The organism is Planococcus halotolerans (assembly GCF_003289955.1).
GTDB classification, from domain to species: domain Bacteria; phylum Bacillota; class Bacilli; order Bacillales_A; family Planococcaceae; genus Planococcus; species Planococcus halotolerans.
In genome coordinates this window covers 17,844-39,857 of the sequence record NZ_QLZR01000007.1, presented here as the reverse complement: position 1 = coordinate 39,857, position 22,014 = coordinate 17,844, and the positions used below count along the sequence as shown (strand labels likewise).

The following is a 22,014-nucleotide window of genomic DNA, read 5'->3' as shown; positions in this document are numbered from 1 at the left end:
GGGTTAACGCTATGGAAGTAAGCGCAATCGTAGTTATGATTATCGGTATGGTGCTTTTATGGGGCGGTTTGGCTGCCAGTATTTTTAATGCAGTACGAAGCGGTAAAAAGAATAAGGCAGATAACGCAGCTTGATGTAAAGAATAATAAAAACCCTGGAAACTTCATGTTTCCAGGGTTTTTGTTTTGGCAGGACTGTTCCTTGTTAGGCTAGCGGCTTTATGGTACATTTGGGAAAGAGAATGGTTGACAGGCTTCCAGGTTTTCAAAAGGAGATTGTTTGCAATGCGCCAGTGAAAAACAAGCCTTTGCCTGAAGGCTAAAGTAAATGGATGGTGAATATTTTGATTACGATAGACCAGTGGAATTATGAAATTGTCATCGATTACCGTGAAGGATTTCAGGAAGAAGCCATAAATAACCGGTATAGTGAGATTTTAGGCAAGTATGATTACATACTTGGAGATTGGGGCTATGGCCAGCTGCGGTTGAAGGGCTTCTTTGAAGACACCAACCATAAAGCCAGCTATGACACCAAAATCAGCACTTTGCAGGATTATTTATATGAATACTGCAATTTCGGCTGTGCTTATTTCGTCATCAAGAAAGTCGGCAAAGCGCCTGAGCCTGAACAGGAAGCCGCAGATCAAACAGAAGAAGAACAAACCGATCAGTCAACACAGGAAAATCCCGTTGCGGAAGCATGATGCAGCGGGGTTTTTTTATGCCAATATGCTATTATAGGTAATGATAATATATAGATAGAAACTATACCTGTTGGAGGGTTACACATGTATTTTATTGACCGCAGCAAAATTACAGAAACAATCGCTTATATGAATTCCTTATTGGAGTTATATAAAACCAAATCGGAATGGAACAGCCTCGAAGACCAATTGGCATTGGAGCGGCTTACGCATAACATCGTCGAATCCATCATAGATGTCGGCAATAGCATGATTGATGGATTCATCATGAGAGATCCCGGCAGTTATGATGACATCATAGATATTTTAACTGATGAAGGAGTGATTTCGCCTGAAATGGATGCGCCTTTGAAAAGGGTGATCGGTTTACGGAAATCGTTGGTGCGTGATTTTATGAAGATGGATCATGCAAAAATTATTGAAGTTCTGAACGGTGCTATTACTGAATTGGAATCGTTCGGCCCCAAAGTGGAGCATTATCTAGTCCATGAGCTTGGACCGGTATCAGCATTTATCCCTGAGGCAAAAAATGAAGGACTATAATGTTTATTGCCTTGATTTGGATGGTACGGTATTTAGAGGCAGTGAATTGATACCTGAAACTGCCGATTTTATTCACCGCCTTCAAAAGAAGGGCATGGAACCTTATTATGTAACGAATAATGCATCCATGACTCAGCAGCAATTTGCAGAAAAGCTGGAGTCGTTTGGTATCGTGTCACCTGCTGACCATATTATGACTTCAGCAATTGCAGCAGCAAAATACATCAAAAGATGGTATCCGGGAAAGAAAGTTTTTATGATCGGCACAGACGGCGTGGAAGAAGCGCTTAAGAGTGAAGGAATTGAAAGGGTTTATGAAGATGCGGATATCGTCCTAATGGGTATTGACCGGAACATCAACTTTCAGAAACTGGCGACCGCCTGCCTGGAAGTCCGTAAAGGGGCGGTCTTTCTATCGACAAACCGGGATTTGGCCTTTCCATCTGAAAGGGGCTTTATGCCTGGCAACGGCGCTTTTACGAAAGTGGTTTCTTCGTCAACAGGGGTAGAACCTGTATTCATCGGCAAACCGGAAATGCATATGCTCGAAGCGATACAATATGAAAATGGTTGCGATAAAGAGGGAATGGTAATGGTCGGGGATAACTACGATACCGATATTCAGGCAGGAATCCGCTTCGGGATAGATACAATTCATGTCAATACTGGCGTAACACCAATGGAAGAGGCTATTAAAAAAGAAGTTTCTCCTACCTATGCAATTGAAAACCTCAGTTTTTGGGAAATATAAAAAAGCCATCGGAATGATGGCTTAAAACAATGGGTTTTCTTCTATAAACTCATACACTTTGCGTGTCAGTTCTTCGGGTGTATCTGCTTCGACGATTTCGCCGTTCACTAAGGCATACAGGGTTTCGGCGCATTTAGTACAATAACTCAGGCAGCCATATTCCAACACATCGAGATTTGGATCCCGATCGAGTTTTTCAAAAGCTTCCTGGGCCCCGTTTACGATATTGCTGACGCAAAATTCAACAATCGGATTCATTTAGGTCACCTCGCTACTTCGAAATCCTACCTTTTTTCAGGGGGAAAGTCAATTATTTGATTTCTTCTGGAGTTATTGTGAAACTTATCACAATCCGATATAATGCTAAATGAGATAGTAGTAGACAGATGAAAGTTAAAGGAGATTTTTATGCGAAAACTAGTCTTATTAGGCGGCGGTTACGGCAATATGAGAATATTGCTTCGTTTATTGCCCAGCAGTTTGCCACAGGATGTCGAAATCACATTAATCGACCGTACGCCATTCCACAGCATGAAAACAGAATTTTACGCTTTGGCTGCCGGTACAGAATCTGATCAGGATGTTCGGGTTGATTTTCCGGAGCATGAGCGCTTAAAAATCGTCAATGGCGAAATTCTTGAAATCGGCATTGATGAAAAATGCATATTCATGGAAAACGGCCAACGAATCGACTTTGACGATTTGGTTATTGGACTGGGTTGTGAAGATAAATACCATAGCGTTCCCGGTGCAGATCAATACACATACAGTATACAGACAATCGGACAGTCAAGGCAGACTTATCAGGCCCTTTTAGGCTTGCCGGCAAATGCTGTTGTTGGAATAGTTGGAGCGGGACTAAGTGGAATCGAACTGGCGAGTGAACTTCGTGAAAGCCGTGAAGATTTGCAGATCAAGTTATTTGACCGCAGTCCACGTATTTTGCGCGATTTCCCGGAACGCTTGAGCAATTTCGTGAAAAAGTGGTTTGACAGCCATAACGTTGATGTTGTTTCAAACTCCAATATCACAAAAGTGGAGCCGAATCTTCTATATAACCATGAAGAGACGATCCCTGTTGATGCAGTTGTTTGGACGGCGGGTATCCAACCGGTTAAACCGGTTCGGGAACTGGGGCTTGAGAGTGATTCAATCGGGCGCGTAGTTATTAACCAATACCACCAATTGCCTGCCAATGAGAATATCTATGTCGTAGGAGATTGTGCAGCTTTGCCGATGGCGCCTTCTGCGCAGCTTGCTGAAGAGCAGGCGGAACAGATAGTCAAAGTTCTTAAGATGCGCTGGAAAGGTGAAGAACTTCCTGAAACGATGCCTGAGATCAAGCTGAAAGGATTCCTGGGTTCTCTAGGCAAGAAACAAGGCTTCGCTTATCTCGCAGACCGTACAGTAACAGGCCGCATTGCACGCCTCATGAAGTCCGGTGTGCTGTGGATGTATAAATGGCATAATGGATGATGGCAGATTCAGAACAAAAAGCGCAACTGTACTTACCGCTCACCAATTGAAAAGAAGGCAAGGAGACTCGAATGAGTCAGCCTTGCCTTTTATTTTTGCTTTTTATACAGATTGATACTTGAACCGTCAGCCCTACATTGTTTTTTAGCATATCAATAAACCGAACACAGCCGGGCGGCGATTTTTCTTATGTCATGGTATCCAAAATGAGTATTGCCATCGTAGGAAATTTTGAGTTTACTGCCGCACCGGCCATTGGTTGTTTCTTTTGTAGTATCAATGATTACTCGATTGTCCCCGAAAAACAGGGCAATAATGCCACTTATTGTATCCGCTTTCATTACCTCTGTATAAGGCTTTCTTGACTTCATTAAAATGAAAATACCATTTTTAAAACGTAAGAGTAAAGTAGAATTAATCTTAAAAAGCTTGTTAAATAAACAGTTAATTATTAATTTTAACAATTTTATGCTAGTTTTTTGATATTTATTGTAGTAGTATGTGTTTATGATATTTAAGTTTTTAGAAAATTGTAATAAATATAAGGTGTTTTTACCTATACAGTGGGGTGTTAAGGATGAAGAATAATTTGAAGCTCGGCATTTTGATTCTGTTGGTCCTTGGATTTGGTTGGGCTTTATTTTCACGGGTTCTGCCTTTTTCTACAGAAGTGTTGATTGTGGCAGGAATTTCAATCCTATTTATGACAATAATCCATGAACGATATGTATTTTTATACGGTATCAGTATCATTTTGAGTTATGGTGCGTTTTTGACCATTTATGCTTTTTTCTTCACACAGCGCCCCGATTTGGAACTGATGTATGTATATAGTCATTTGTTGTTTACCGGATTCATACTATCCTTCTGGCTCTTGCTGAACCAGATTAAGCAGATCGGCTATGAAGCTAGTGAACTGAGCCGGCAAGTGCAATTGCTTCAGAAGTATCACGGTGAAACTGATATTCTGACAGAGAATGAATTCTCGGAGCAAGCACAATGGGTACTGAAGACGACTGAACGGCGCCAGGAAGAAGCCTGGTTCGTAGAAATAATGATTAATTCGAAAAACAAACGAACAGAGCAGAATATTAAGGAATCACTCGAGCGCGCAACACTTTCTACAATACGCCCAAAGTTTGACCTTGCAACTTCGACAAGGCACTCGATATATCTTCTATTGAAAGATATCGATGAAGATGGAGTTCGCCTGATGCTCGAGCAATACCGCGATAAAGTGAAACAGGAATTGAACCTGCTTGATTCACCATATACTGTGAGAAAGGAGCAGGTGTCAAATCTGAATGAATTGTCGCGTGCCTTGGGTAAGGCTATATGAATATACTCATTACTGCCACTGTCGTTTTGTTTTGGATTCTGCTGTTATTCTATTCAGCGGTGACAATAAGCGGTGTCTGGTATCGCCTCAGGTTTCAGAACCCGCCAAAAATCAGCCATTATCCGAGCGTAGCATTGCTGATTCCTGCTCATAATGAAGAAATTGTTATTGAAAATACATTACGTGCTATGGCCAGATTGAAGTATGAGGGGCAACTTGATATTTATGTTTTAGATGACAGTTCAAAAGACGGAACCGCCAATATTGTCCAGGAGTTTGCAGAAGTTTTTTCCAGGATTCATTATATTCCAGTTCCACAGGGAAATCCCAAAGGCAAATCCCGTGTTTTAAATTATGGGCTGAGCATTACGGATTCGGATTATTTTGTTGTCTACGATGCTGATAATGAACCTGAACCGAGAGCTCTTGAGAAATTGGTTCAGGCAGCAGAGATCGTACAGAATGCAGCCGGGGCAGTCGGCTATGTTAAAACTAAAAATGTCGATAAAAATGTTTTAACCCGGATGATCGCATTGGAATTCCAGGTGTTTCAATTATTGATGCAATGTGGACGCTGGGCACTTTTCGGACTAGGATCTCTTGCGGGGACAAATATGTTGTTGCGCCGTTCCGTCATCGAGGAACTCGGTGGTTATGATGTCTTTGCACTGGCTGAAGACGCAGAATTGACCGTTCGCCTGACTGCTGCGGGCTATAAGCTGCCTGTAGTTCCAACTTCACGTACATGGGAACAAGAACCGGAAACGCTAAAAGCGTTTATCAAACAGCGGACAAGATGGCTAACAGGAAATTTATATTTGCTGGAGAAATCCCTTAAAGACTGGTCGCATTGGCGCGGCAGAACATTCATCCTAAGTATGCAGCATCTCTTAACATATTTTATATTTGTGCTGATGCTTCTGATTTCAGATTTATTTTTTATCTTGAGCATTTCAGGAGTGGATATGCCAATCATTACTGCCCCGCTCATGATACTTTGGTTTATGACATATATTGTCTATACTGCTCAGCTTCTAAGTGCGATTGTAATTGATCGGAACGTTTCACCTGCGAATGTACTGTATGTGTTGATTATGTACTTTACGTATGCTCAAATATTCATCCTCTTGTTGGCTCTGAGCCTGACGAAATATACTTGGAGTAAATTGCGCAATAAAACGATTGCTTGGGATAAGACGCAGCGTTTCAAGGGGAGAGTGCATTCATGAGGAGATTGTTTTTGCCGTTCACCTTACTCATATTGGCACTTAGTGCTTGTGATAATAGCGGCAGCGTGTCGGCGCCTGAAAAAAAAGTGGTTCCACAAGATTTTGCTGAAAGTTATTTTAATGAAGAAAAGTATATTCACGCCTATCCTAATGCTAAGGATTCTCAGTATTTGTCTGAAAGTATCGGTTTGTATATGGAGTATTTAGTGTTGATGGAAGACGAAGAAAAATTTGCTGAGCAGTACGACAACCTTTTAAACGAATTTATAACTGAAGAAGGAGAAGAAAATCTTTTCGTCAATTGGCTAATTTTTGAAGATGCAACAGTAAATGCATTGATTGATGATATCCGAATTGCTGCAGCGTTGAGGGAAGCCGATAAATTGTTTGACCAACCTGAATATTCCAAAACTGCAGATAAAATAATCGGAACGATTTCCCGTATTCAGACGAACAATAATTATACGGTGGATTATTACGACTGGGAAATCGAGTCTCCTGCCCAGCGCGTTACTTTAAGCTATTTGATATCAGATGTTCCAGAGAATTTGAATGCAGATCGCTTGCTTGAGAATGTAGACGCAGATGCTGTTTTCTTTCCAGAGTATTTCGATGTTTTGGAAGAAGTCTATGTGAAAAATGAAGTTGTCCATATGATTGATCAACTGCTGATAGCAATCAACAAGGAGCGAATAGGACTTTCTTCAGGATTATTTGAAGAATGGCTGATTACTGAGTGGGAAGAAGAAGGCAGGCTGTTCGGCAGATATGACCGGGAAACCCATGAACCGAGGGTCATGTACGAATCACTTGCAATGTATTTTTATATGAATGAATATTTTTTGGTCATTGGGGAAGATGAAAAAGCAGAGGAAGTGAAAGAGCGTGCGACGGCAATTATAGAAACGAATGGAACAGCAGAAACACATTTCTTCGATTTTATCCATTATCATCTCATGATGGAAGATGACACTAAGTAAGAAAGGGGCTTTTTCGATGAGAAAAATTTTACCTTTCGTGTTATTAGGTGTCTTCCTCGCTCTCATTCCTTGGCAAAATGCTGCAGCAGATGAGGAAATGTCAAGCAGTGAACCGAAAGTATTGATTCTGTATCATGCGGAAGAGCAAACCCAAAAAGAGGAATTGACGATATTGGATTTGTTGGTCGGCCATTTCAGTTCGAAAATTACAATTCAGTCAATTGAAGAAGCTGCGGCCGAATATGATAAAGGCGATTACACACATGTGATTTATTTTGGTCTGGCGAAAAGGAGTTTGACAGAGGAAGAATTATTTATCGTAGATCAGTATGAAGATATCAAAAAAATGTTCATAGGAAACTTTTTTGAGTATTTTAAGGACGCGCAGAACCTAAGTATCAGGGATTATCGAAAAATCGAAGCGGTTAGTGGAGATGGAATAATGATCCAATTAAAAGAAGAAAAAGATATGATGCTGGTGAATAGTGTTGACACTATGGAAGTTCTATACGAAGGCGTAGCATCAGACGGTGATTATCCTCTCATTTTTAAAAATGGGGATGTTTACTATGTTGCTGCAAACTCGATTACGGGAAGGCTAAGCGATGCAGTAGGAGAATCTCTTTTCGATTTTTTTGAGGCGGACAAATTCCCACCCCAAAAACTGATCCGTCTGGAAGACATCCATCCGCGGAGCGATCCGAAACTCCTCAAGCAAGTAGGGGACTATTTGGCGGAGCGGGATATACCATATGCGGTGACCGTTATCCCGGTTTATACGAATCCAGAAACCGGCGATAGGATCCATTTATCGCAAGCAATGGAACTGGTGGATGTATTGAAGGAAATGCAGGAAAATGGAGCTAGTCTTATTCAGCACGGCTATCTTCATCAATACCGCAAAGATGAAACCGGGGAAGGCTTTGAATATTGGGACGTTGATAATGACCGCCCGATTTATCAATCTCATGATGCTAAAGTGAAATTACGCGAAGATTTCGCTTCTGATGAAGAATACCGGGACTTCGTTCGAAATGTTGGAGTGTCATATGAGCAGGATTATATTTATAGCTCAATTGTTAACGGGGTCAAAGAAATGACAGCAGAGGGGCTATATCCAATTGCTTTTGAAGCGCCCCATTATTCGATGTCACAAACGGGGTATAAAGAATTGTCAATGTATTTTACAACATATGTCGGTCAAATCCAAATATCCGATCGCACATATAATGGGACATACAGTCCTGTCTATGAATCAGAACCGGCGGGTCTTCATGGAATGAAAGTGATTCCGGAAACATTGGGTTACATTAACCCAGAAAATCCAAATGCTGTCGAGGAATTGATTGAAGAAGCAGATTATGTCGAGCAATTCAGCGACAGCTATCTGTCTTTTTTTTACCATCCGTATCTTGGTATTGAGACCTTCGAGAAAGTTATGGAGAAAATGCAGAAGTTTGACCAATATGAGTGGGTTGATTTGAAAGAGAGGGATCATAAAACCGAAGTGAATGGCATTGTAGTAGAAACAGCAGCAGGAGAGATTGATGTATCTCGTCCGATTAATATGCGTATGTCAGAAACGATGAAGAATTACTGGTGGGTAGCTGTACCAATCGTAATCTTCATCATTATTGCCCTCGCTTCAATTTTACCGAAAATTCGTGGACGGAAAACTGAAAAGGATTTTTGGTTGAAGTGATAAATCGGTTAAACTTACTAAATCATCAAAAAAGCAACAGTGAATTTCAGTGAACCATAGTTTTTTCTGCTTTGCTAAGGTAAGATGATTTTGGTGACGAATTTAGAAGTCATTTTACAATTCGTGCTGACTATCGAGTAAGGAAGAGAGTTTAATGAATAAATTTAAATTAGTACCACTCTATATGATTCCTGCTCTCATGGCTGGGGCAGCATTGTTTTATTTGCCATGGCCGTTTGCCACCCAGGCATTGATCGTGGCTATTGCTTCAGTTCCAATCCTTCTGTTTCTTACCAGCAGGAAAATACCGATATTTATGTTTGGCGCTTTGCTTGTTTTAATGGTATTTGCTTTACAGGAACTGGACAATCTGCTTGAGACGTTCGTTACTTATTTCTTATTTTTAATTTTCCAATTATCAATATGGTCGATTGCAGACTATATCCAGCAGCTGTTGGAAGATATGAACCGTCTAAAAGTACAGCGTCAGGAATTGTTGCAAAGTGATGGAGAAATAAAAGTACTGAGCTTGCAGGAATTTATTGAACAGGCGTTTTGGCTGTTAAGAATGAGTAGCCGAAAAGAGCGTATCTGGCTTATGGAAGTCGTACCAGCAATCAATAGCCTGGCAGAAAGAGGGAGAATGGAACAAGCGGTACTGGGTTCCATCGCCAAGGAGCGTGATTTGGTGACGAGTAAGCACGGGACAGTCTATTTACTAGTTAAAGAAACTGAACAGGAATCTATACACTCCTTATTAAAACATCTGGATAAAGCAATAGACCAAAAAAATCAGTCTGCTGGCTACGAAATCAAAAAGACAATCATTACAAAAGTTTGCGAAATGGACAGTTTACTTAGTTGAGTCTGTTAGGGGAGTTCTTGTCTACATTATTAAATAAACCTGATTTAATCGATTGGGGGATACATGATGCCGAACAGACAAGAAGAAACGGTTCTAGAAACAGTTAATGCCCACTATATAAATGACGAAGGTACCATCCATGCCTATCCGAAAGACTGGTCATCCGAGTGTTTATCAGAAAGTATCGGACTGTATATGCAATACTTACTACAAGTGAGTGATGAAGAAAACTTTAAGAAGCAAGTTACCATATTAAAAGATCATTTTCTGATTGAAAAGGAAGGACATTTTTTTATTCCTTGGCGTTTGTATAAAAAAGCGAACGTTAATGCAATGATTGATGATGTGAGAATTGCAGCTGTTTTGAGAAATGCTGCAGTTAGTTTCAGCGAACCCGTGTACCAGAAAATCTCCGATCAAATACTCTCCGCCATAGAAGGCCTTCAGCATCGGCAAGGAATTGTCACCGATTATTACGATTGGTCCTATAAACTTGTAGGGAACCGTCTGACACTTAGTTACTTGATTGCCGAGTTGAGTGTTCACAGACAGTCGTTCGAAATGCTGGAGACCGGGAAAGAACAGCTTTTTTCACCTGAATACTATGATTTCTATAAAAAGCAATTTATCGAAAGTAAGGAAGTTCATATGATCGATCAGTTTTTGATTGCCATTAATCGCTTAGATCAAGGCATACAGACAACTCCGTTCGAAAACTGGTTAATTGAGATATGGACCACTCAACAAAAAGTTTATGGCCGTTACATTCGGAAGACTGGGAAACCTGCTGTCGATTATGAGTCTCTTGCTGTTTATTATTATTTATGGCAGTATTTCAAGCGAATTGGACAGGGTGAATTTGCAGAAGCAGCATTCTTGCGGGCTCAATCGTTGGCAGAGGAAGAAGGGGCAGAGAAGCTGCACTTTTTCGACTTCATTCATTTTCAAATAATGAGGAGCGAACGGCATAATTTCCAATAAATTCAAAAAGAGCAAAAAGGGACATATCCCTTTTTGCTCTTTTATTCTGCCTTAAAACCGTGCCTTTCAAGTTCTTTATAGATCGGTTTTAATTGAACATACCCTTCTGCTGCGACTTCGTCTTCAACAAGGATTAAAGGATAAAAAAATTCATCATTTTGTATACGCTGAATATAATCTTTTTGGCGATCGTTTTCCGGTTCTTTCTCAATATCGATATAAGTAATTGAAAATGGCTGATCTTTATATTTTCTTGGTATGGCAGCCTGCAGCCACTCGAATGTATCGATCGAGGAAGGAGCATTTACACAACTGGCGCAGATTACTTCTGCTCCGTAAACTTCGATGGCTATATTTTTCGTCATAAATTTGGACCTCCTGGAAATTCAATAGTGGCTTTTTCTCTCTAATCACATTATAATGATTATAATGAAAGGAGTCGATATAAATGACTGAAGCTTTGCTGGAAGATCAAGTAATGGAAGTCTTAGATAAATTACGTCCATTCCTTTTACGTGACGGAGGAGACTGTGAACTCGTCGACATAGAAGATGGCATCGTGAAACTTCGTCTGCTTGGAGCATGCGGAAGCTGCCCGAGTTCGACAATTACATTGAAAGCTGGAATTGAACGCGCATTAACGGAGGAAGTTCCTGGCATAGTTGAAGTAGAACAAGTATTTTAAAGCCAAGGGACCTGTTGCAGGTCCCTTTTTCTGTTTATATAGCAGTTCAAGAAAGTCAGCTTTCTTGAACTGAGCCAGGATTTATTGATATGATATTCGAAAGGAAAGGGTGACAGGTAATGGAACAGGTAGTTGAAATTACAGAAGCCGCTTCTTTTCAGGTAAAAGAAATGATGCGACATAATGAAGAGGAAGATTCTTTCCTGCGTGTAGCCGTAAAAGGCGGAGGCTGCAGCGGTTTGACGTACGGCATGGGATTTGAAAAAGAGCAAGGTGCAGAAGATGACCTCTATGAACAGTTCGGGATTCCAATCCTGGTTGCGAAAGACGATGCACCGATTCTTAAAGGCACAGTAGTCGATTATAAACAATCGCTGATGGGCGGGGGCTTCACTATAGAAAACCCTAATGCCATTGCTTCATGCGGATGCGGCACTTCTTTCCGTACTGCTAAAAAAGCGGGAACACCTGAAAGCTGCTGACATGCAACAATTGAGATAAACCTTCTGCTTACAACAAGTTGCGCAGGAGGTTTTTTTCTGTATAATGGGGAATAATCTGTTTACTTGTATCGCCCTAATATCTGGTGCTATCCAGTTGAAATCACTAGTTAAAAAGGCTAATATAGAGTGTAGGAGTAAATTGGAAACAATAACTTTATTAATTATACTGGTTTTCCGATTTAAAAAATGACTCGAAGGTGGTTGCGATTAGATTGAAAAGACCGTCAATTTTAGTATTAGGAGCAGGCTACGGTGGATTGACTACTGTAGTGAATCTGCAAAAAATCATGGGAACAGACGAAGTCGATATCACGTTGATCAACAAAAACGAATACCATTATGAAAGCACATGGCTTCACGAAGCTGCCGCTGGAACAATGACTCCAGAACAGGTGCGTTACGATATCAAAGAAGTAATCGATCCTGTTAAAGTTAGATTCGTTCAGGCAACAGTGGAAGCAATCGATGTTGCCGGCAAGAAAGTCCTTACAGATAATGGCGAATTTACATACGATTATATCGTCATTGCTCTTGGATTCGAAGGGGAGACTTTCGGAATTGAAGGACTTGATAAATACGCATTATCAATTGCTAATGTGAAAGCGGCGCGTTACATCCGTGAACACATTGAATTCCAATTTGCCACTTGGTCTGCAGAAGAAGTCAAAGATGACAGCCGCTTGAATATAGTTGTCGGCGGTGCCGGATTTACAGGCATCGAATTCCTTGGCGAACTGGCTAACCGCGTACCTGAACTCTGCAAAGAGTTTGATGTGCCGCGTGAAAAAGTCCGCGTAATTTGCGTTGAGGCTGCTCCAATGGTATTGCCTGGATTTGATCCTGAATTGGTCAACTATGCAGTGGGCCATCTGGAATCTAAAGGAATTGAATTCTCAATCGGTACTCCGGTTGTGGAAGCGACTCCTGAAGGCGTCAACATTAAAAAGAGCGATGATGAGTTTGAATTCATCAAAGCCGGCACAGTCGTTTGGGCTGCCGGAGTCCGCGGCAACAGATTGATTGAAACTACCCCAATCGAAAATATGCGTGCTCGCGTAAAAGTTGAGAAAGATCTTCGTGCACCAGCTTTCCCTGATGTATTCATCATTGGCGATTGTGCATTGATGATCAATGAAGAAACAAACCGTCCATATCCACCGACGGCACAGATTGCTATGCAGCAAGCAGAAGCAGCTGCAGCGAATATTAAAGCATTGATCCAGGGCCAGACAACTCAGGAATTTATTCCGGACCTTAAAGGTACTGTTTGTTCACTTGGTGATGACGATGCAATCGGAGTTGTGTTCGGTAAGAAAGTCACTGGCAAGAGAGCCTCATTCATGAAAAAAATGATCGACAACCGTGCACTTTATATGGTGGGTGGACCAAAATTGGTCATAAAAAAAGGTAAATTCAACGTACTGTAATATTAGAGCAGAAGCCTCCGTCACGGAGGCTTCTTTATTTTTATGCATTTCCTTAAAAATTAGTTAATAATTGTGAATAATGTGTCCATTTTATGATAATAGAAAAATAATTTAAATGTATCCGCTTACATTCATTTCTTTCTCTTGCTTGTTTTATAGCGCCGTGATATATTATCAGAATATTATAAACAATAGCAGGAGGAGGTGTTTCGGATGAAGAATTTCAAACAAGTAAAACCAACAAACCAATGCCCATATTGCGCAGGCCAAGGTTATTTCCAATTGCGTTTGGGCGGATCGGAAACGTGCTCTTGCTGCTCGGGATCTGGAAAGAAATAAGAATTTAAAATTTGATGATGGCTGCAGAACCCGCATTTCCAAATGCGGGTTCTTTTTTGAGGAGAAAATTCCGATGCGTTGTGTCAATGTGATGAACTCTGCGTTCCTGGATTGAAAGGCCCCGTTATTTCAGTTAAACTGGTTAGAGGAATATCGGAGGTTAGATTATATATGAATAGTTCATTCACTATTGTTCAATTAATCATTTCAATGCTTTTATTTTATGTAATGTTTTTCGGCATCGGCTTTCTCCTGAATATGCTGTTGCGTATGACGTGGCTTATGGCAATCGTCTATCCGGTCGTCATCCTGCTTGTTATTGACGATGTTGGCTTCTTTGACTATTTTACGGATCCTGGCCAGTCCTTCTCAATGCTGGGTGATACCATCACATCTCTGACGGGAACGGATATCGCTGTTCTGCTATCAGGCTTTGCCGGCGCAATTACTGCCGGGTTCGTCATGAAAGTTTTGCGCAAAATGGGATACCAGATGTTCTAATGAAAAACCGTGCGAGCCAATTGGGCTGCACGGTTTTTTTATAGAATTAAACTATAGACAATGGCAGAAATCGCAATCCCCGTCAAAGCACCCATAAAGACTTCGCTGGGTTTATGGCCAAGCAATGTTTTTAATTCCTCAATTTTCTCTTCTTCTTTTTTCTTGGGCCAATTCCTCGTTTCATTCATGAACAGCTGGAGATCCGTCCGCATCTTATTGATCGTTAATGCCTGCTGGCCTGCCTGGAATCTGACGCCGGTGGCATCATACATCGTGATGACCGCAAACATGGTCGAAACTGCGAAAATCGTTGAACCAACTCCGTGCTCATAGGCAACTGCAGTAGTCAGGGAAGTGACAGCGGCAGAGTGTGAACTGGGCATTCCCCCAGTTGAAGTAAAGAGTTTCCAATCTAATTCCCGAGTAACGGCGTATTGAATGGGAATTTTTATGAACTGGGCAAAGATGATTGCAAAAAGTGCAATCATTAATGGTGTATTCGTGAATAATTCCATCCAATAATCAACCTTTCAAAATAAAATTTATTGATTCAGTATAACATAATCCATTCTCTCCAAACTCCAAAACAATTTCGAAGCTCGAACTACTAAGCTCTTGAATTCCATGCTAAACTTATATGGAACAGATAAAGAGGAGGAGACTTATGAATATTTCAGTACACAGCACTGAGCAGCACAATGAAGCAGAGATTTTGATCGTTGGCCTTACACGCCATCCGGAGAACACAAAAGGCTGGAACCAGTTCTCAGAGAGATTCGATGGAAAGCTGCAGGATTGGGTGAAAAACGAACTTTCTTTCGATAAGAATAATATTATTACATATCCATCCTTGTCCGGCAGCATCCCACGGGTTATGTTCATCGGCTTGGACGACCGAAAAAAATTGGATGAAGATGATATCCGTGCAGCTTTCGGCTTGGCAGGCAAAGAGCTGGTCAAGAAAAAAATCAAACATGCGGCCATCTATCTCGATTCATTCCAAAATGACGAAGTCGGTGCGGAAGATGCAGCTTACCTTGCTGCGGAAGGAATCAGTATGGGCATGTACAGCTTTGCTGACTATAAAACTTCTTCAAATGAAACGGAAATAGAGCTTGAGGACTTAACAATCCTGTCAGAGGAAAGTTCTGAAGACGTAGAGGCTGCGGCGCGAATCGGCCAGGTATTCGGCGAGTCGGTTAACGAAGCGCGCACACTGGTCAATATGCCTGGGAATATTCTAACTGCTACAGCACTCGCTGACTATGCACAGGAACTCGGTGAGCAATACGGCTTTGAGATGGACATCCTCGACAAAGCACAGATGGAAGAATTGGGCATGGGGGCCATTTTGGCCGTCAACCAGGGTTCTGTAGAAGAACCCCGCTTGATTGTGATGAAATATAAAGCAACAGAGTCATTTGAAGATCCGCTTGCGCTTGTCGGCAAAGGGATCACATTTGATACAGGCGGCTATTCATTGAAACCGAAAGACGGTATTGTCGGTATGAAAGGCGATATGGGCGGAGCTGCAGCAGTACTTGGAGCCATGAAAATCATTGGGGAATTAAAACCGGCCAAGAACGTTGTAGCGGTCATCGCATCCACTGACAATATGGTATCAGGCAATGCATTCAAACCGGATGATGTCATCACTTCGTTAAGCGGGAAAACGATTGAAATTCTTAATACAGATGCTGAAGGGCGATTAGTGCTGGCCGATTCCGTTACATACGCCAAGCAATTGGGTGCAACCCGCATCATTGATGTTGCTACGCTTACAGGCGGCGTTATCGTTGCTCTTGGTATGGACAAAACAGGGGCACTCACGAATGACGAAGCATTTTTCGAGGAATTCCTGGAAGCATCCAATGAAACAGGGGAATTTGTATGGCGTCTGCCATTAACCGAAAATGACAAAAAACGTCTGCGTAAAAGCGACGTGGCTGATTTGAATAACTCACCGGGACGCGATGGCCATATGATTTTCGGCGGCGGGTTTGTCGGGGAATTTGTTGAAGACACACCGTGGATCCATTTGGATATAGCGGGAACATCATTTACAGCAGCTGCTCATGATCTGGGACCTAAAGGCGGTACAGGAGCGATGGTCAGAACGTTGGCGATGATGGTCGAAAGTTTGGCTGAAGAAAAATAACCAAAAGAAAAACCTGCAGACTCAATTGTCTGCAGGTTTTTTCAATTTGATTCTTTTTTCAATGCAAATCTTTTTTTCTTGCGCTCCACAGCAGGCCCCAAATCGTCCCGTACTGTCTGCTCTGCCACTTTAGTGCCTGATATATAGGCAGCACGTCCGATTAAATGGCCTCCAACCGGAGCCGTTATGAACAGAAAGGCGATGGCAATGATCATCTGTGTGTTGAAAATACCTTCTATCAGCCAAAAGTGGATAAATGTACCCGACAGGATGGCCAATACCCCCAGTGTAGAACTCTTGGAGGCAGCATGCGTGCGTGTGTAGACATCCGGCAAACGTACAAGCCCAAGAGCTGTTACAACGCTGAAAAGGACACCTGCGCTGATCAAAATTATGATGAGGATGTTAGCGATTGTTGTCACGATCGAAAATCTCTCCTCTCTCGATGAATTTAGCGAATGCTGCTGTGCCGATAAATGACAAGATGCTCAGCAACAGGATAATCTCCAGGAAGAATTCCGTTTCGATAATCAGAGACAGGAGGGCCACGATGGAAACCAGGCTGATTCCGATTGCATCAAGTGCCACAACCCGGTCAGCGACTGTTGGCCCTTTGACCAAACGGAATAGGAGACCCGCAAAAGCGATGCTGACGACAGCCAGCGAAACCCAATAAAACATCATCATGGGCGGCTCACCTCCAGTATGGCACGCTCAAAAGTATTCTTAATGGAAGATACGGCTTCATCGATATCTTCAAAGTCGAGCGCATGGATATAAAGCCTTTTCTGGTCATCGGATATTCCAACAACAAGGGTTCCGGGAGTCAGTGTAATCAATGCTGATAGCAATGTTACTTCCCAATCTTTTTGTAATTCCGTTTCCATTTCAAAAATGGCAGGCCTGATATTCATTTTTGGGCGCAGAACGATGCGCAAAACCTGCAGGCTTGATAACGTCAATTCTTTCAGGAAAAGGATGAATAAAGAAAGTACTGCCCATACGCGGGTCAAATACAATCTCCCTTTAAAGAATCGGCGCATCAGGATAATGATTCCTAAGCCGACCAAAAAGCCGATGGCGAATCCGGAAGGAGTAAAGGACACCGAGATGAACATCCAAACGATTGCCAGAAAGAAGTTCAATAGGATTTGTGAAGACATATCATCTACTCCTTAAATACCGCTTCAATATAAAGCGATGGATTCAGCAGCACTTCAGCCGCACCAGAAACGAGTGGCATGAAGAGTTCCGCACCGACTCCGAAGAACACTGTTATGGCAACCAGTAACATCGAAGGGATCAGCATAGCGTGATAAGCTGATTTTTTTAAAGGTTCAGTTTCTACAGGTTCACCCCAGAATGCATAAATAAATATGCGAACCGCACTTAACAGCACGATGAGGCTTGTAGCGAGAATGACAATGCTTCCCCAGAACTGCGGACCTTCAAATCCGCCTTGGACAATCAGCAGCTTACCGGGGAAACCGCTAAGTGGAGGTATTCCCGCAAGCCCGAATGCTGCAACCAGATAAGTCCAGCCGAGCACTGGGTAGGTTTTCATCAATCCGCCCATTTTGCGCAGGTTTGAAGTCCCGAATATGACAGCTACAATTCCGACAAGGAAAAATAACGCCGCTTTAATCATCATGTCATGAATCAGATAAAGAATCGAACCTTGGACACCAGCTTCATTCAGCTGAGATACTCCGAACAGGATGACTCCGACTGCAATGATGATGTTGTAGATGATAATCTTCTTTACATCGAAATAGGCTAGAGCACCGACACATCCGGCCAATATGGTCAGGATGGCGATGATGGCCAATAATTCATGGGTAAATCCGACATTCATTGTAAAGAACAGCGTGTATGTACGCATGATGGCGTAGACACCAACTTTTGTCAGCAGCGCTCCGAATAATGCAAGAATCGGCATTGGAGGTGCATGGTAAGAAGCTGGCAGCCAGAAGTACAATGGGAAGATTGCGGCCTTGAAGCCGAAAACCACCAGGAACAACACAGCTATAACTGTCAGAATACCGGTATTTTCAATTTGTGGTATCTTGACGGCCAGATCCGCCATATTCAAAGTCCCTGTCACTGAGTAGAGAAGCGCGACAGCGGCTACAAATAATGCGGACGAAATGATATTGACCAGCAAATACTTGATTGATTCACGAAGCTGCTGGCGTTCACCGCCGTGGACAATCAATGTATATGATGCCATCAACAGAACTTCGACAAAAACGAATAAGTTGAATATATCGCCGGTCGTAAAAGCTCCATTGACACCTGTCAACAGGAACAGGACTGCCGGGTAGTAGAACGATTGCTCACGTTTTATCCCGATCGTCGGGAAGCTGTAAAGTACGACAAACAACACAATAAGCGATGTCGTGACGACCAGCAGTGCGGAGAAGAGGTCCGACACCATCGAGATGCCGAATGGTGCCGGCCAGCTTCCCAGTGTCACTACTTGTATTCCATCGTTATATACTTTGAATAGCAGGAATAAGGAAGCAATAAGAGTGACTAGAGCACTAAGAAGTGCGACCAAACGCTGCATTTTGATTTTATTCGGAAACAGCATCAGGATTGTAGCCATTATCAATGGAATGATGATCGGGAACAATAATAGATTACTCATGGTCTTCAGTTCCTTTCAGCAATTCCATATTGTCAGTACCAAGCTCCTGATAAGCCCGGTAAGCAACAACTAGAAAGAAAGATGTAACAGCAAACGAAATTACGATTGCTGTCAATATTAGAGCCTGCGGCAGAGGATCTGCATAATCAGAAACAGACACACCGTACGCGACAACCGGCGGTGCTTCTCCGCCAAGGCCGCCCATTGTCAATAGAAGCAAATGGGCGCCATGGCTGAGGAGGCCGGTACCGATAATAATGCGGATCAGGCTTTTCGAAAGCATTAGGTAAACAGCTGCCATGAACATAAAGCCTATGACAACCGACATGATAATTTCCATTATTCATCCTCTCCAATCGTTTGAATAATGGTCATCGTAACTCCAACAACAACCAAATAGACTCCTACATCAAAAAGCAAAGCTGAATGCAGGGATGTTTCGCCGAACAGCGGCAATTCAAAATAATCATATGCGTGTGTAAAGAATGGAACGTCAAACAGTATAGATGCAGCAGCTGTACCAATCGCCACAAGCAGTCCAACCGAAGTCATGACGACATAATTGACGGGAATGATTTTTTTAACCGTCCGGATTCCGAAAGCAAGCATCAACAGAACAATTGCGCTCGCTGTCAGCAAACCGCCGACAAATCCGCCGCCGGGCGTGTAATGGCCTGCGAAAAAGATATGGACAGCGAACATCAGAATGATGAAGGTTACGACTTTCGTAACCGTTTGAAGCATGACATCATTTGTTTTCATGCTGACCCTCCTTTTTCGTAAGTCGCAGCTTGATCAGAGTAATGATGCCGATACCGGCGATTCCAAGAACACCGATCTCAAACAAAGTATCAAATCCACGGTAATCGACAAGAATTACGTTAACGATGTTTCCGCCGCCCGCTTCCGTATAAACAGTTTCCTTATAGAACTCGGAAATGGAAGGAAGGGCTTTACCGGAATGTGCCGCCAAAGCGACAAGTGTCATCGTAACACCCACGCCGACAGCAATCACAGCGTTACCGAAACGGAAACGCATCCGCTCTTCTTTTCTGCTGATCTGCGGCAGATGATAGAAAGCGAGCAGGAACAATGCTACAGATATCGTTTCAATGACTAATTGGGTCAACGCAAGATCCGGAGCTCGGAAAATGACGAAGAACAAGGCCACCGAATAACCGACTGCCCCGAGTGCGATGATCGCAGTAAGACGGGATTTCGAAAATAGGATCGTCACTGTTGAACCGAGCAGTGCCAGCATAATGACGATTTCATACAAACCGACCGGAGCCAAGTTATTCATATCAATCGCGAAAGCGTCATTTAAAACAAATGTGCCAAGAACGATAATAATGAGGAAACTGAACATGTAAACTAGATACGAACGGATAAAACCGGTCATATAAAGTCTTGAGAAACGGTTGGCTCCTGTATCGCTCAGGAACATCCCTTTATCGTACAGGCTGTTCAAAGTATTCGGGAAGCGTTCATATTGATGCTGCCATTTGCGCAGCGTCCAGAACATCAAACCGCCGACTGCAAAAATTCCGATGGTCATCCACAGCTCCGGTGTAATGTAACCGTGCCAGGCAGCGACATGGACATGGACATCGGATGGTGAATCATACATAAAGGGCTGAATAGCAGCTACGGCTGGTTTAACGAGCCATTCGCCGACAATATTCGGGATAAAGAAGATGACGACTGCCAAAATAGCCAGGAAGACCGGTGAAATCAGCATGCCTTTTGGTGCTTCATGTGCCGGTTTCGGCAATTCTTCCGGTTTGTGTTTTCCTGCAAATGTATGGAATACAAAATAGAAACTGTAGATGAATGTGAAAACGGAACCGATCCAGGCGATTACCGGGAACAGGATTCCCCATACATCCATTGAGAATAAATCAAATTCGGTTAAAGCGACCATACCGGTCAGGAACATTTCCTTACTCAGGAAACCACCAAACGGCGGCAAACCGGCCATCGAAAATGCACCGATCATAGCTACCGTGAAACTGATCGGCATCAAACTCATCAAACCGCCGAGTTTCCGGATATCGCGTGTTCCTGTTTCATGGTCTACAATTCCGGCGATCATGAACAGGCTGCCTTTAAAGACAGCATGGTTGATCAAGTGGAAGATCGCCGCAAAGCCTGCGTAGTTCAAAGCGATTTCTGTGGCGTTTTCAACATGGAATCCAGCAGCTGATACGCCGAGCAGTGACATGATCAAACCAAGCTGGGAAACAGTGGAGAACGCCAGAATGCCTTTTAGGTCTTTTTGCTTCAAGGCGAAGAAAGAACCCCAAAGCATGGTGAACAACCCGATACCCGTCACCAGCCAAACCCACGTGCCGGATGCGGCAAATATAGGTGTGAAGCGGGCAACCAGGTATAGTCCTGCTTTTACCATTGTTGCAGAATGCAGATAAGCACTGACCGGAGTCGGCGCTTCCATGGCATCCGGCAACCAGATGTAGAACGGGAACTGTGCGGATTTCGTAAACGCTCCGAGAAGAATCAGCACGAGCGCCCAGACGAAAAAGTCATGGCCTACCAATTCCGGAGCCTGGGAAATCAGCTCGCGGATTGAATAAGTGTTGCCCATAATTCCGAGCAGCACAAAGCCCCCAAGCATCATCAATCCGCCAAATACGGTAATTATCATTGACTTCAGCGCACCGAATCTTGAACGGTCGCGTGTATACCAATAGCCGATGAGCAGGAAAGATGAAATGGAGGTCAATTCCCAGAACAGGTACAGCGAGATCAAGTGGTCAGACTGAACAACCCCGAGCATCGCTGTCATGAACATCAGGAGATAAACATAGAAATTATGTAGTTGTTCGCGGTACTTATCCAGATAGAATATGGAATAGAGTACGACTAGAGCTCCAATGCCCGTGATAAGCAATGAAAACAATAAACTCAATCCGTCGATATAGGCGATAAATGCGATATCAAGCGAAGGAATCCATTGCAGTTCGGACACACGATTGCCGCCTTCTGCAATTGAGGGAAGCAAAGTGGAGTAATAGATGAATAATGCTGCAGGGACCAGCAATACAAACCAGCCCGTATGGATCTGTCCGACTTTTTTGAACAGCAGCGGAATAAACAGAGCCGCAATAATGGGCAGAAAAATTAATAATACGAGTGACAAAAGAATCCTCCTTTCGAGC

General features: G+C 42.8%; 28 protein-coding genes. 17 read left to right on the top strand and 11 right to left on the bottom strand.

Annotated elements, in window-relative coordinates; genetic code table 11:
* Positions 1 to 11 precede the first annotated feature (11 nt).
* The 4 genes from DP120_RS14725 to DP120_RS14710 all read left to right on the top strand — a co-directional run bounded on the left by DP120_RS14725 (position 12) and on the right by DP120_RS14710 (position 2,000).
* Complete coding sequence (locus tag DP120_RS14725) at positions 12 to 134, top strand: MetS family NSS transporter small subunit (RefSeq protein WP_112224433.1); 123 nt, start codon at positions 12 to 14, stop codon at positions 132 to 134.
* A 209-nt stretch (positions 135 to 343) separates the two neighbouring features.
* On the top strand, positions 344 to 706 hold the full coding sequence (locus DP120_RS14720; protein ID WP_112224559.1) for a YutD family protein: 363 nt from the start codon (positions 344 to 346) through the stop codon (positions 704 to 706).
* Between the two features lie 84 nt (positions 707 to 790).
* Entirely contained in the window at positions 791 to 1,249 is a 459-nt protein-coding gene (locus tag DP120_RS14715; protein WP_112224432.1) for a DUF86 domain-containing protein, read from the top strand.
* Positions 1,236 to 2,000: a TIGR01457 family HAD-type hydrolase gene (locus tag DP120_RS14710; protein WP_112224431.1), complete on the top strand. Its 765-nt coding sequence runs from the start codon at positions 1,236 to 1,238 to the stop codon at positions 1,998 to 2,000. Before DP120_RS14715 ends, DP120_RS14710 begins: the two co-directional genes overlap by 14 nt.
* A 21-nt stretch (positions 2,001 to 2,021) precedes the next feature.
* On the opposite strand, the gene DP120_RS14705 is transcribed toward DP120_RS14710, so the two are convergent.
* Positions 2,022 to 2,258 carry a YuzB family protein gene (locus DP120_RS14705; RefSeq protein WP_112224430.1) on the bottom strand — a complete coding sequence of 79 codons (237 nt, stop codon included), beginning with the start codon at positions 2,256 to 2,258 and terminating at the stop codon, positions 2,022 to 2,024.
* Positions 2,259 to 2,408: 150 nt separating this feature from the next.
* Between DP120_RS14705 and DP120_RS14700 the strand changes: the two genes are divergently transcribed.
* The gene (locus tag DP120_RS14700; RefSeq protein ID WP_112224429.1) at positions 2,409 to 3,476 is read left to right on the top strand and encodes an NAD(P)/FAD-dependent oxidoreductase; all 1,068 of its coding nucleotides are present in this window, start codon (positions 2,409 to 2,411) and stop codon (positions 3,474 to 3,476) included.
* A gap of 152 nt (positions 3,477 to 3,628) precedes the next feature.
* Here DP120_RS14700 and DP120_RS18285 read toward each other — a convergent pair whose 3' ends face one another.
* Positions 3,629 to 3,847, bottom strand: a complete 219-nt coding sequence (locus tag DP120_RS18285; RefSeq protein WP_133257404.1) for a hypothetical protein — start codon at positions 3,845 to 3,847, stop codon at positions 3,629 to 3,631.
* 206 nt (positions 3,848 to 4,053) lie between these two features.
* Between DP120_RS18285 and DP120_RS14695 the strand changes: the two genes are divergently transcribed.
* The 6 genes from DP120_RS14695 (at position 4,054) to DP120_RS14670 (ending at position 10,572) form a co-directional block, all read left to right on the top strand.
* Complete coding sequence (locus DP120_RS14695) at positions 4,054 to 4,815, top strand: hypothetical protein (RefSeq protein ID WP_112224428.1); 762 nt, start codon at positions 4,054 to 4,056, stop codon at positions 4,813 to 4,815.
* Positions 4,812 to 6,044, top strand: coding sequence for a glycosyltransferase family 2 protein (locus DP120_RS14690; protein ID WP_112224427.1), 1,233 nt, complete (start codon positions 4,812 to 4,814; stop codon positions 6,042 to 6,044). Before DP120_RS14695 ends, DP120_RS14690 begins: the two co-directional genes overlap by 4 nt.
* Positions 6,041 to 7,024 (top strand): hypothetical protein, encoded by a 984-nt coding sequence (locus tag DP120_RS14685; RefSeq protein ID WP_112224426.1) that lies wholly within the window; start codon positions 6,041 to 6,043, stop codon positions 7,022 to 7,024. Before DP120_RS14690 ends, DP120_RS14685 begins: the two co-directional genes overlap by 4 nt.
* A 16-nt stretch (positions 7,025 to 7,040) precedes the next feature.
* Positions 7,041 to 8,726: a polysaccharide deacetylase family protein gene (locus tag DP120_RS14680; RefSeq protein ID WP_165843813.1), complete on the top strand. Its 1,686-nt coding sequence runs from the start codon at positions 7,041 to 7,043 to the stop codon at positions 8,724 to 8,726.
* Positions 8,727 to 8,880: 154 nt separating this feature from the next.
* Positions 8,881 to 9,591, top strand: coding sequence for a hypothetical protein (locus DP120_RS14675; protein ID WP_112224424.1), 711 nt, complete (start codon positions 8,881 to 8,883; stop codon positions 9,589 to 9,591).
* A 66-nt stretch (positions 9,592 to 9,657) separates the two neighbouring features.
* Positions 9,658 to 10,572 carry a hypothetical protein gene (locus tag DP120_RS14670; RefSeq protein ID WP_112224423.1) on the top strand — a complete coding sequence of 305 codons (915 nt, stop codon included), beginning with the start codon at positions 9,658 to 9,660 and terminating at the stop codon, positions 10,570 to 10,572.
* 41 nt (positions 10,573 to 10,613) lie between these two features.
* Here DP120_RS14670 and DP120_RS14665 read toward each other — a convergent pair whose 3' ends face one another.
* On the bottom strand, positions 10,614 to 10,937 hold the full coding sequence (locus DP120_RS14665; RefSeq protein ID WP_112224422.1) for a YuzD family protein: 324 nt from the start codon (positions 10,935 to 10,937) through the stop codon (positions 10,614 to 10,616).
* 83 nt (positions 10,938 to 11,020) lie between these two features.
* Between DP120_RS14665 and DP120_RS14660 the strand changes: the two genes are divergently transcribed.
* The 5 genes from DP120_RS14660 (at position 11,021) to DP120_RS14645 (ending at position 14,027) form a co-directional block, all read left to right on the top strand.
* Positions 11,021 to 11,257, top strand: coding sequence for a NifU family protein (locus tag DP120_RS14660; protein ID WP_112224421.1), 237 nt, complete (start codon positions 11,021 to 11,023; stop codon positions 11,255 to 11,257).
* Positions 11,258 to 11,376: 119 nt separating this feature from the next.
* Entirely contained in the window at positions 11,377 to 11,739 is a 363-nt protein-coding gene (locus DP120_RS14655; RefSeq protein WP_112224420.1) for a HesB/IscA family protein, read from the top strand.
* Positions 11,740 to 11,972: 233 nt separating this feature from the next.
* Positions 11,973 to 13,187 carry an NAD(P)/FAD-dependent oxidoreductase gene (locus DP120_RS14650; RefSeq protein ID WP_112224419.1) on the top strand — a complete coding sequence of 405 codons (1,215 nt, stop codon included), beginning with the start codon at positions 11,973 to 11,975 and terminating at the stop codon, positions 13,185 to 13,187.
* A 213-nt stretch (positions 13,188 to 13,400) separates the two neighbouring features.
* The gene (locus DP120_RS18520; protein ID WP_158593273.1) at positions 13,401 to 13,526 is read left to right on the top strand and encodes a YuiA family protein; all 126 of its coding nucleotides are present in this window, start codon (positions 13,401 to 13,403) and stop codon (positions 13,524 to 13,526) included.
* A gap of 171 nt (positions 13,527 to 13,697) precedes the next feature.
* Entirely contained in the window at positions 13,698 to 14,027 is a 330-nt protein-coding gene (locus DP120_RS14645; RefSeq protein ID WP_112224418.1) for a YuiB family protein, read from the top strand.
* 38 nt (positions 14,028 to 14,065) lie between these two features.
* Here DP120_RS14645 and DP120_RS14640 read toward each other — a convergent pair whose 3' ends face one another.
* Entirely contained in the window at positions 14,066 to 14,542 is a 477-nt protein-coding gene (locus DP120_RS14640) for a divergent PAP2 family protein (RefSeq protein WP_112224417.1), read from the bottom strand.
* Positions 14,543 to 14,691: 149 nt separating this feature from the next.
* Between DP120_RS14640 and DP120_RS14635 the strand changes: the two genes are divergently transcribed.
* Positions 14,692 to 16,185: a leucyl aminopeptidase gene (locus tag DP120_RS14635; protein WP_112224416.1), complete on the top strand. Its 1,494-nt coding sequence runs from the start codon at positions 14,692 to 14,694 to the stop codon at positions 16,183 to 16,185.
* Positions 16,186 to 16,226: 41 nt separating this feature from the next.
* Here the strand turns inward: DP120_RS14635 and mnhG are convergent, their stop codons facing one another.
* Genes mnhG through DP120_RS14600 form a run of 7 tightly spaced genes read right to left on the bottom strand, consistent with a single transcriptional unit; the run spans position 16,227 to position 21,995 of the window.
* Entirely contained in the window at positions 16,227 to 16,607 is a 381-nt protein-coding gene (gene mnhG, locus DP120_RS14630) for a monovalent cation/H(+) antiporter subunit G (protein WP_112224415.1), read from the bottom strand.
* Positions 16,591 to 16,872, bottom strand: coding sequence for a Na(+)/H(+) antiporter subunit F1 (locus DP120_RS14625; RefSeq protein WP_112224414.1), 282 nt, complete (start codon positions 16,870 to 16,872; stop codon positions 16,591 to 16,593). The genes mnhG and DP120_RS14625 overlap by 17 nt, the downstream gene beginning before the upstream one ends.
* Entirely contained in the window at positions 16,869 to 17,348 is a 480-nt protein-coding gene (locus DP120_RS14620; protein ID WP_112224413.1) for a Na+/H+ antiporter subunit E, read from the bottom strand. Before DP120_RS14620 ends, DP120_RS14625 begins: the two co-directional genes overlap by 4 nt.
* 5 nt (positions 17,349 to 17,353) lie before the next feature.
* Positions 17,354 to 18,835 carry a Na+/H+ antiporter subunit D gene (locus DP120_RS14615; protein ID WP_112224412.1) on the bottom strand — a complete coding sequence of 494 codons (1,482 nt, stop codon included), beginning with the start codon at positions 18,833 to 18,835 and terminating at the stop codon, positions 17,354 to 17,356.
* Complete coding sequence (locus DP120_RS14610) at positions 18,828 to 19,175, bottom strand: Na(+)/H(+) antiporter subunit C (protein WP_112224411.1); 348 nt, start codon at positions 19,173 to 19,175, stop codon at positions 18,828 to 18,830. The genes DP120_RS14615 and DP120_RS14610 overlap by 8 nt, the downstream gene beginning before the upstream one ends.
* A complete protein-coding gene (locus DP120_RS14605) occupies positions 19,175 to 19,597 on the bottom strand; it encodes a Na(+)/H(+) antiporter subunit B (RefSeq protein WP_112224410.1) in 423 nt (140 codons plus the stop codon). The genes DP120_RS14610 and DP120_RS14605 overlap by 1 nt, the downstream gene beginning before the upstream one ends.
* The gene (locus tag DP120_RS14600; RefSeq protein WP_112224409.1) at positions 19,584 to 21,995 is read right to left on the bottom strand and encodes a Na+/H+ antiporter subunit A; all 2,412 of its coding nucleotides are present in this window, start codon (positions 21,993 to 21,995) and stop codon (positions 19,584 to 19,586) included. Before DP120_RS14600 ends, DP120_RS14605 begins: the two co-directional genes overlap by 14 nt.
* Positions 21,996 to 22,014 lie beyond the last annotated feature (19 nt).

Coding starts and splice junctions, on each gene's coding strand:
- DP120_RS14725 (WP_112224433.1), top strand. CDS start 12: ATGGAAGTAAGCGCAATCGTAGTTATGATTATCGGTATGGTGCTTTTA.
- DP120_RS14715 (WP_112224432.1), top strand. CDS start 791: ATGTATTTTATTGACCGCAGCAAAATTACAGAAACAATCGCTTATATG.
- DP120_RS14710 (WP_112224431.1), top strand. CDS start 1,236: ATGAAGGACTATAATGTTTATTGCCTTGATTTGGATGGTACGGTATTT.
- DP120_RS14705 (WP_112224430.1), bottom strand. CDS start 2,258: ATGAATCCGATTGTTGAATTTTGCGTCAGCAATATCGTAAACGGGGCC.
- DP120_RS14700 (WP_112224429.1), top strand. CDS start 2,409: ATGCGAAAACTAGTCTTATTAGGCGGCGGTTACGGCAATATGAGAATA.
- DP120_RS18285 (WP_133257404.1), bottom strand. CDS start 3,847: ATGAAGTCAAGAAAGCCTTATACAGAGGTAATGAAAGCGGATACAATA.
- DP120_RS14695 (WP_112224428.1), top strand. CDS start 4,054: ATGAAGAATAATTTGAAGCTCGGCATTTTGATTCTGTTGGTCCTTGGA.
- DP120_RS14690 (WP_112224427.1), top strand. CDS start 4,812: ATGAATATACTCATTACTGCCACTGTCGTTTTGTTTTGGATTCTGCTG.
- DP120_RS14685 (WP_112224426.1), top strand. CDS start 6,041: ATGAGGAGATTGTTTTTGCCGTTCACCTTACTCATATTGGCACTTAGT.
- DP120_RS14680 (WP_165843813.1), top strand. CDS start 7,041: ATGAGAAAAATTTTACCTTTCGTGTTATTAGGTGTCTTCCTCGCTCTC.
- DP120_RS14675 (WP_112224424.1), top strand. CDS start 8,881: ATGAATAAATTTAAATTAGTACCACTCTATATGATTCCTGCTCTCATG.
- DP120_RS14670 (WP_112224423.1), top strand. CDS start 9,658: ATGCCGAACAGACAAGAAGAAACGGTTCTAGAAACAGTTAATGCCCAC.
- DP120_RS14665 (WP_112224422.1), bottom strand. CDS start 10,937: ATGACGAAAAATATAGCCATCGAAGTTTACGGAGCAGAAGTAATCTGC.
- DP120_RS14660 (WP_112224421.1), top strand. CDS start 11,021: ATGACTGAAGCTTTGCTGGAAGATCAAGTAATGGAAGTCTTAGATAAA.
- DP120_RS14655 (WP_112224420.1), top strand. CDS start 11,377: ATGGAACAGGTAGTTGAAATTACAGAAGCCGCTTCTTTTCAGGTAAAA.
- DP120_RS18520 (WP_158593273.1), top strand. CDS start 13,401: ATGAAGAATTTCAAACAAGTAAAACCAACAAACCAATGCCCATATTGC.
- DP120_RS14645 (WP_112224418.1), top strand. CDS start 13,698: ATGAATAGTTCATTCACTATTGTTCAATTAATCATTTCAATGCTTTTA.
- DP120_RS14640 (WP_112224417.1), bottom strand. CDS start 14,542: ATGGAATTATTCACGAATACACCATTAATGATTGCACTTTTTGCAATC.
- DP120_RS14635 (WP_112224416.1), top strand. CDS start 14,692: ATGAATATTTCAGTACACAGCACTGAGCAGCACAATGAAGCAGAGATT.
- DP120_RS14625 (WP_112224414.1), bottom strand. CDS start 16,872: ATGATGATGTTTTATTGGGTTTCGCTGGCTGTCGTCAGCATCGCTTTT.
- DP120_RS14620 (WP_112224413.1), bottom strand. CDS start 17,348: ATGTCTTCACAAATCCTATTGAACTTCTTTCTGGCAATCGTTTGGATG.
- DP120_RS14615 (WP_112224412.1), bottom strand. CDS start 18,835: ATGAGTAATCTATTATTGTTCCCGATCATCATTCCATTGATAATGGCT.
- DP120_RS14610 (WP_112224411.1), bottom strand. CDS start 19,175: ATGGAAATTATCATGTCGGTTGTCATAGGCTTTATGTTCATGGCAGCT.
- DP120_RS14605 (WP_112224410.1), bottom strand. CDS start 19,597: ATGAAAACAAATGATGTCATGCTTCAAACGGTTACGAAAGTCGTAACC.